This window comes from Veillonella parvula DSM 2008 (assembly GCF_000024945.1).
GTDB lineage: Bacteria > Bacillota > Negativicutes > Veillonellales > Veillonellaceae > Veillonella > Veillonella parvula.
In genome coordinates this window covers 2123528-2132142 of sequence record NC_013520.1, presented here as the reverse complement: position 1 = coordinate 2132142, position 8615 = coordinate 2123528, and the positions used below count along the sequence as shown (strand labels likewise).

The 8615-nt window shown below is 40.3% G+C and carries 9 protein-coding genes; 8 read left to right on the top strand and 1 reads right to left on the bottom strand.

Features of this window, described 5'->3' with window-relative positions:
- Nucleotides 1-592: 592 nt before the first annotated feature.
- The 8 genes from rpmH to rsmG all read left to right on the top strand — a co-directional run bounded on the left by rpmH (nucleotide 593) and on the right by rsmG (nucleotide 7440).
- Nucleotides 593-727 carry a 50S ribosomal protein L34 gene (rpmH, locus tag VPAR_RS09470; RefSeq protein ID WP_004692946.1) on the top strand — a complete coding sequence of 45 codons (135 nt, stop codon included), beginning with the start codon at nucleotides 593-595 and terminating at the stop codon, nucleotides 725-727.
- A 79-nt stretch (nucleotides 728-806) separates the two neighbouring features.
- The gene (gene rnpA / locus VPAR_RS09465; protein ID WP_004692947.1) at nucleotides 807-1166 is read left to right on the top strand and encodes a ribonuclease P protein component; all 360 of its coding nucleotides are present in this window, start codon (nucleotides 807-809) and stop codon (nucleotides 1164-1166) included.
- Nucleotides 1167-1214: 48 nt separating this feature from the next.
- Nucleotides 1215-1436 carry a membrane protein insertion efficiency factor YidD gene (gene yidD, locus VPAR_RS09575; RefSeq protein WP_012865047.1) on the top strand — a complete coding sequence of 74 codons (222 nt, stop codon included), beginning with the start codon at nucleotides 1215-1217 and terminating at the stop codon, nucleotides 1434-1436.
- A 170-nt stretch (nucleotides 1437-1606) separates the two neighbouring features.
- Entirely contained in the window at nucleotides 1607-2272 is a 666-nt protein-coding gene (locus VPAR_RS09460; protein WP_012865046.1) for a YidC/Oxa1 family membrane protein insertase, read from the top strand.
- A 9-nt stretch (nucleotides 2273-2281) separates the two neighbouring features.
- Nucleotides 2282-3079, top strand: coding sequence for an RNA-binding cell elongation regulator Jag/EloR (gene jag / locus VPAR_RS09455; RefSeq protein ID WP_012865045.1), 798 nt, complete (start codon nucleotides 2282-2284; stop codon nucleotides 3077-3079).
- A 181-nt stretch (nucleotides 3080-3260) separates the two neighbouring features.
- A complete protein-coding gene (mnmE, locus tag VPAR_RS09450) occupies nucleotides 3261-4646 on the top strand; it encodes a tRNA uridine-5-carboxymethylaminomethyl(34) synthesis GTPase MnmE (protein WP_012865044.1) in 1386 nt (461 codons plus the stop codon).
- A 50-nt stretch (nucleotides 4647-4696) separates the two neighbouring features.
- Nucleotides 4697-6568 carry a tRNA uridine-5-carboxymethylaminomethyl(34) synthesis enzyme MnmG gene (gene mnmG, locus VPAR_RS09445; protein WP_012865043.1) on the top strand — a complete coding sequence of 624 codons (1872 nt, stop codon included), beginning with the start codon at nucleotides 4697-4699 and terminating at the stop codon, nucleotides 6566-6568.
- A 119-nt stretch (nucleotides 6569-6687) separates the two neighbouring features.
- Nucleotides 6688-7440, top strand: a complete 753-nt coding sequence (gene rsmG / locus VPAR_RS09440) for a 16S rRNA (guanine(527)-N(7))-methyltransferase RsmG (protein ID WP_012865042.1) — start codon at nucleotides 6688-6690, stop codon at nucleotides 7438-7440.
- A 305-nt stretch (nucleotides 7441-7745) separates the two neighbouring features.
- On the opposite strand, the gene VPAR_RS09435 is transcribed toward rsmG, so the two are convergent.
- Complete coding sequence (locus VPAR_RS09435) at nucleotides 7746-8603, bottom strand: methylenetetrahydrofolate reductase (RefSeq protein WP_012865041.1); 858 nt, start codon at nucleotides 8601-8603, stop codon at nucleotides 7746-7748.
- Between the last annotated feature and the right edge of the window lie 12 nt (nucleotides 8604-8615).

Genomic DNA, 8615 nt, shown 5'->3' with positions numbered 1-8615 from the left:
ATTTTCCCTAATTTCAAGTATGATTGTACCAAAAAATCACTAGTTTGTCATTTATTCTGTGGATAACTTTTGATTATCTGAAGGAGAAGTGTTAATAACTCAGTAATTAGCTCATCTTTTGTTTATCAATTACTTTTGGGGAAGGACTGAAAACTACTTTTATCGCTCCATACGATGCGTAAGTCACTCAAAAAGTAGTTTTCAGTCCCCTCCTCCAATAAGATAATTTTTATGATTATTATACACATAGATGAAAAAGTAATTGATGAACATAACAGCATTAACCTTCAGATAATCAAAACTAAATGATCAAAAAAATGACAAATTAGTGATTTTTCAAGAGGGAGTGTTAGGTGTAGATATGGATTTTTGACAGAAACGTGTCGTATGGAGCGATGAAGGACCCTATATTCCTCCCCATGGAAACGTAACATCAATTACAGGATAAAATGTGTAGTAGAATTATTTTCAGAAATACAAGAACTCACAGCAGAACCCCTTTATTATATTGACAAATTTACGTTTTACCTCTATAATTACCCTGTTATGGTATAAGTAAAACAATACAAAATGACGAGGAGGTGTTTTACTAATGAAACGTACTTACCAACCAAATACTCTTTGGAGAAAACGTACCCATGGTTTCCGTGAACGCATGAAAACTATCGGTGGCCGTCTCGTTTTGAAAAGAAGACGTGCAAAAGGCAGAAAACGCTTATCTGCATAATATAATAGCTGTTAGGCAGGAGAAAAAACTTGGCGCTGCTGCCAAGTTTTTCTATTCTTAGGACTTAAGGACAATGCATATGGATTATTGCCTTGATAAAGCAAGACGACTGACGCACAATAATGAATATCGCCTTGTGTATAAGCACGGTAAATACGAAGTAGGCCGTATGTGTGTACTGTATCGTATGCCCGTGGCAAAGCAACCTACTCGCATTGGTTTTGTAACAGGTAAAAAGGTTGGTTGTGCAGTGGAGCGCAATCGAGCTAGACGCCTTATGAAAGAGGTATATCGCCTCAATCAGCACGCCATTCGCGAAGGGTATCATATCGTAATTGTTGGACGTGGCCCTCTGAAAAACGCTACCTACGAAAAAGCGGAAAAGGAGATTTTGTATCTCTTGCGGAAAAGCAAATTATTGATACAAAATGATAAATAGGACCACAAGTTAGAGGCTTTGGTCCTTTTTGTGTATATGGAGGTTTCCATGAAACGCTGTATAACCATGCTTTTACGACTTTTAATTAGGTTCTATCAGCTCGCCATATCTCCCTTAAAACCTGGATGTTGCCGTTATTATCCGACATGTTCCACATATACTCTGCAGGCCATCGAAAAATATGGTCCTTTGAAAGGTAGCTGGATGGGTTTAAAACGCATTCTTCGCTGTCATCCTTTCCATAAGGGTGGCTACGATCCAGTTCCATAATCTATTTTGGATTATATTGGTTTTGTGTTTTGTGAAAGCAACTTTCACCATCATTATCTAGCACAGTTTTGGAAATACCTGAGCATCTGTATGGATGAAATTTAGACCATACCATAACGATATATAGATGCGCAAAGGACGATTTCGGACTGTATGAAAAAGGAGAAACAATGGACTTTTTAAGTGGTATTTTCCAACCTATCGTTGATTTAATGAGCACATTGGTAACCTATGCGTTCCAATTGACTCAAATGATAGGTTATCCAAGCTACGGTGTGGCTATTATCCTTTTAACAATCGTTATTAAAGCGATTTTGGCACCACTTACTGTTAAGCAAATCAAATCCATGAAGGCTATGCAAGAATTGCAGCCTCGCATGAAACAATTGCAAGATAAATATAAAAACGATCCTGCAAAACTGCAAGCGGAAATGGGTGCATTGTACAAAGAAATGGGCGTTAACCCATTGGCTGGTTGCTTGCCTCTATTGGTGCAAATGCCATTCTTGATCGCGATTTACTGGGCTTTGAAAGATTACCCATATGATCCAAACTTTGTACAATTCTTGTGGTTGCCTAGCCTTGGCGATCCAGATCCAATGTACATCTTACCTATTTTGAGTGCATTATCCACATGGGTTATGTCTCGTCAAACTAGTAGTGGTGCAACTGGTGCTGCTGCGCAACAACAAAAGATTATGACAATCTTTATGCCTTTATTCATTGGTTACATTTCTTTGAGCTTCCCATCTGGTCTCGTTATCTACTGGGTAGTTTCTAACGTATTCCAATTGATTCAACAGCATTTCATTTACAAAAATTTGAACGCTAAGTAGGAGGCAATTATGGAATTTATCGATGTATCTGCTAAAACCATTGAAGATGCCATTGCTAAAGGTGTAGCTCAATTGGCCTCTGAAGGCCAAGAATTGGTAGAAACTAAGGTCTTAGAACAACCTTCTAGTGGATTTTTAGGCATTGGTCGTAAACCAGCAGTTGTTCGCTTATTCTTCACCGCTTTAGCTAAATCTGCTACTGCAGAAGAAGCAGCTAATGTTAAAGAACAATCTGTAGCTATTGCTTCCGAACCAGTGGCAACAAGCGAAACAGAAGTACAAGATACGGCAGCTGAAACTTCTGAAAGTACTGTAGAAGAAAAACCTTCTAAAAAAGAACTTTCAAAAGAAGATCAACAAGAAATTGCTGAAAAGGGTAAACAATTCCTTGATGATATGTTTACACAAATGGGTCTTACTGTCGTTATCGAGAAGATGATGACGAAAGATAAGATTACATTCCAAGTACACGGCGAAGAGCTAGGTATTTTGATCGGCAAACATGGTCAAACATTGGATGCTATTCAATATTTAACAAATCTCGTGGCTCACAAGGATGTATCTGGCCATTGCCATATCGTTGTAGATGTGGAAAATTATCGTTCTCGCCGAGAAGAAACATTGGTGAATCTCGCGAAACGCTTGGCTTTTAAGGTGAAACGCAATCGTCAAAAGGTTTCTTTAGAACCGATGAATGCTTTTGAACGTAAAATCATTCATACCGCCCTTCAAGGGGATAAAAATGTTATTACCAACAGTGAAGGGGATGAACCATTCCGTCACGTTGTGATTTCGTACAAAAAATAAAATATAATGGTGCAGCTTTCAGGTAACTGGTATTCTCCGTTACTTGAGGGCTGTTCCCTTTATTCTTTAGGTTATGGTGAAAGCTAACCTAAGTTAATCTTCGCACGGGTAAGATTGGTTTAGTTTAACTTTCACAGGCGAAGAACATATAAAAGATAATAATCGAAATACGGAGATATGTATGTATATAGATGATACAATAGCGGCCATTGCGACACCGCCCGGCATCGGTGGGGTTGGTATTATTCGTGTTAGCGGCAAGGATAGTTTTCCTATTGTAAATAGCCTGTTCAAGAGCACTGGCACCGTTCCTTTGATGGATTGCCAAAATAGAACGATACAATATGGGACCATTGTGGATCCTACAACGAACAAGACCATCGACGAGGTTCTTGTATTATTAATGAAAGGCCCTCATTCTTACACGGCGGAAGATGTGGTAGAAATCCAGTGTCACGGTGGCATTGTGCCGGTTCGACAAATTCTGAAATTGCTCGTCAATCATGATGTACGCATGGCTGAGGCCGGCGAATTTACGAAGCGTGCCTTTATGAACGGACGTATCGACCTCACCCAAGCGGAGGCGATCATTGATATTATTGAAGCAAAAACGGAGGACTCCCTCTCCCTCGCTGTGGCTCAGCTAGATGGAACTGTTTCGTCCTTTGTAAAAGATGTGCGAGAACAGCTCATCGCCATGATTGCTCATTTAGAGGTAACCATTGATTATCCTGAGGAGGATATAGAAGACGTAACGAGCCAAGAGGTTCGTGAACAGTTGCAGCCTATTTTGAAAGCTATGGATGAACTCTTGTCCACAGCTAATACAGGTCGCCTTATTCGGGACGGTATTACGACGGTTATCGTAGGCCGTCCAAATGCAGGTAAATCGAGCTTGATGAACGCTCTCTTGCGCGAAAATCGCGCTATCGTAACGGATATTCCGGGGACGACACGCGATAGTATTGAAGAATATATGACCGTAGAAGGCATTTCCTTGCGCCTCATCGATACAGCAGGTATTCGCGACACACAAGATACGGTGGAAGCCCTCGGTGTGGAGCGTGCTCGCGATTATATTAACAAAGCAGACATCGTGCTCTGCGTTATTGACGGATCTACTTCTTTAACCCCTGAAGAAATCGAAATTTTGACCTCTGTGAGCGGTTTGAATACTATCGTACTCCTTAATAAGTCCGATGTGGCACAAGTCGTTACAGATGAAAATATTAAAGAACACGGAACCTTCACGGCTATCGAACGAATCAGTGCTAAAGAAGGTGAAGGCTCTGCGGTTCTTGCCAAATGGGTGCAAGAACTCGTCTACGGCGGTCGCGTAAAACAAGACAATAGCGCCATGATCAGTAATGTGCGCCACATCAGCCTCATGGAACAAGCGAAGGCTCAAGTAGAACAAGCCCTCTCCTCTATCGACATGGGCATGCCTGTAGATTTTGTAGCCACCGACCTGCGTAGCGCTTGGGAACTACTAGGCGACATCACGGGCGATACCATCCGAGAAAGCATGATAGATGAATTGTTTAGTCGTTTTTGCCTTGGTAAGTGATTTAAACTTTTACAATAAGATAAGTAACAAATATAAGGAATTTAATTGATATGTACACAGTAGATAATTATGATGTCATCGTCATCGGTGGCGGTCATGCTGGTTGTGAGGCGGCTCTTGCCACTGCTCGCATGGGTCATCGCACGTTGATGGCGACCATCAGTTTAGATAATATTGCGCTTATGCCGTGCAACCCTGCCGTGGGTGGCCCTGGTAAAAGCCATCTTGTTTACGAAGTTGACGCATTAGGCGGTCAAATGGGTATCAATGCGGATGCTACAGCTATCCAAATGCGTATGCTCAATATGGGCAAAGGACCTGCCGTTCATTCTTTGCGCTGCCAATCCGACAAGATTAAATACCAACATTTGATGAAACAAACATTGGAGAATACAGATAATCTTAATGTTAAGCAAATTATGGTGACAGAACTTAAGGTTGAGGATGATAAGGTAATAGGTATCGTTACAGAGCTTGGTGAATTTTATGGTGCTAAGGCTATTATTCTTTGTACAGGTACCTATTTGAAAGGTAAAATCCTCATCGGTGATATCGATTATGTGGGCGGTCCAAATGGTCAACGCGTAGCGGAACATTTCTCTCAATCCTTACTCGATAATGGTATTGAATTGATGCGCTTTAAGACGGGTACACCAGCACGTGTAGATAAACGTACTTTAAACCTCGAAAATATGGTAGTTCAAGAAGGCGATGCACATCATCACGCATTTTCCTTCATGGATGAATGGATTAATCGTAATGAAGATGTATGTTGGTTGACCTATACTAATAAAGAAACGCACGAAATCATTCATAGCAATATTCACCGGGCTCCTATGTATAGTGGCAAAATCGAAGGCGTAGGCCCTCGTTACTGTCCTTCCATCGAAGATAAAGTAGTGCGCTTTGCCGATAAAGAACGCCATCAATTATTCGTAGAACCAGAAGGCACGGGTACAAATGAAATGTATGTACAAGGTATGAGTACGTCTCTTCCAATGGATGTACAATATGCTTTCTTGCGTACCATCCCAGGTCTTGAGAATGTTGAAATTATGCGTCCTGCCTATGCTATCGAATACGATTGCTTGAATCCAACGCAATTAACACCAGCACTTCAAGTGAAACATATTGAAGGTCTCTACTCTGCAGGTCAAGCCAACGGTACATCTGGCTATGAAGAAGCGGCTGCTCAAGGCCTCATGGCTGGTATCAACGCAGCATTGTGGATTCAAGGGAAGGAACCGTTCATCCTTGCTCGCTCCGAAGCGTACATCGGTGTTCTTATCGATGATCTTGTAACAAAAGGGACAAATGAACCGTACCGCATGATGACAAGCCGCAGTGAATACCGTCTATTGCTTCGTCAAGATAATGCAGACCTGCGTCTTACAGAAAAAGGCCGTGAAATCGGTCTTGTAAAAGACGATCGTTGGGCCAAATTTACAGCAAAGAAAGCTGCTATCGAAGAAGCAATGGATATGTTACGAAATACACCTGTCAATCCGTCTAAAGAAACACAAGTTTTGCTTGAAGGTTTAGGTACAGCACCTATTAGAACAGGTATTCATGCTTATGATTTAGTAAAACGTAATGAACTCTCTTACGCCATTGTAGCTGATGCATTTGGTTTGAAACGCTATACACCTGATGTAGAAGAGGCTGTCGATATTTCCATTACCTACGAAGGGTACATTAAAAAGCAAATGGACCAAGTCGATAAAGTTCGCAAACTAGAAGAAAAAATTCTTCCAAAAGAATGGGACTACACAGAAATTAAGGGCATTTCTCTTGAAGCTCAACAAAAGCTCAACAAGATTCGTCCTCACTCCATCGGCCAAGCAAGCCGTATCTCTGGCGTCTCCCCTGCAGACGTATCTGTTCTATTGATCCAATTAGAGCAATACAACAGAAGTAAATAAAAATAGCATGTAATAATATGAATTCATGTAATAACATGCATTTTATATGAACTTTTTAAAAGATATTTCCTACAAATCTTATTGTCGTATACATATTAGACAATTCATTAGGAGTACTTATGAAAGAAAAATACGATGTGCCTATAGCACCTCTGTCTGAATTTGTTTCATATATGATGGAGCAAATGAGTCATTTTGGTTTGCTCTGTACGGAAGAGCAAGCAAAAGACTTTTATTTGTATTATGTGCATATGATTGAAACAAATAAATATCTCAATCTAACCGGTATCACAAACATGAAAGAGGTCGTGATTAAGCATATGATTGACTCCCTCTCATGTTATGATTCTGAAATTATCAAATCTGGCATGACGATTATCGATGTTGGTACCGGTGCAGGTTTTCCTGGTATTCCATTGGCTATCTATGACCGTAGCCTCAAGGTTACCCTGTTTGATTCTTTAAAAAAGCGGCTTAACTTTTTGGAATCGGTTATAGATGAACTAAAACTGACGAACTGTACTACCTTACACGGACGTGCGGAGGATTTGAGTCATCAAGATTACCGTGAAAGCTTTGATATTGCTACGAGCCGTGCCGTGGCACGTTTGCCGATTCTTTTAGAATGGACTGTGCCATATGTAAAAGAAGGTGGATATGTAGTTGCTTTAAAAGGAGCTATCTACGAAGAAGAAGTTAAAGAATCTAATAAAGCCCTTAGCATACTAAAAGCTACTATCGAAGAAATAAGGACTGTTACTTTACCAACCTTAGACGATAAACGAGCCATTCTGTACATCAAGAAAACAGGTAAAACACCGAAACAATACCCACGGAAACCAAAAGAAATCAAAGATAAACCATTAGTATGATTTTTACTAGTACATACCGTGTGAAACTTAATAAAACTAGCAATACAATACAAAACAAGTACAAAAAGAGGATGCAAATCTTATATTTGCATCCTCTTTCCTTTTCATTAGGAATGACTTAGCTCGTTTTCTATCCCCCTCCCCACTACCTATTAAATGATATCGTTTACAACAACATTTTAAGGAGGAGTTATTTTGATATAGGATAAATTAGTTTAAATGAAAATAGAATACCTTTCCCTAAGGACGACTTAGCTCGCTTTGGAGTCCGTGGGAAAGGTATTCTATGCAAACATTAAAATGACTTATACGTGGTCAATAATATGTAACGTTGTATCGATATCATTTAAAGGCATAATATGTACGCCTGCTGCAATTTTCTTGATTTGTTCAAGTGTTTCAATCGCAATTTCTGTACCCGCTTCTTTACCACCTTTTTCCATGCGGTCCAAGATTTCTTGCGTAAGGTTAATTCCAGGTACTTTTTCGTGGAGGTATGTAGCCATTTTAAAGCTTTTAAGTGGAATCAAACCAAGCATGATAGGTACATCGAATTCAGCCATCTTGTCGATGTAGCGTTTTGCTTGTTCTAAATCGTAAATTGGTTGTGTTTGTACAAAGTGAGCGCCATTTTGAATTTTAGCAGCCAATTTTTGGCGTTCAATCTCTAAATCTGGAGCACCAGGATTACCAGTTGCACCGATGTAGAAGTTCGTAGGTGCGTCTAGGTCATTACCTGCAAGGTCTTTGCCTGCATTTAATGTCTTGGCGATATTGAGTAGTCCCATACAGTCGACTTCAAATACAGATTGTGCAAATGGATGGTCCCCGTTATCTGGTTTGTCACCAGTGAGGGTTAAAATGTTGTGCACGCCCAACGCTGCTGCACCGAGTAATTCAGATTGCAAACCGATAATATTGCGGTCGCGGCATGTAAGGTGGAAAATGGTTTCAATCTCTTTGTTATGCTGTAACAAATAAGAAAGAGAAATTGGGCTCATGCGCATTTTGGACATAGGACTATCAGCGATGTTGATAGCATCCACCTTCCCTTTCAAACGAGCTGCTTGTTCAAAGGTTTTTTCCGCAGAACTGCTTTTAGGAGGATCCAATTCAACAGTAATGGTGAACTGCCCTTGTTGATGTTTTTCTCTTAATGTCATCATGTACCTCGT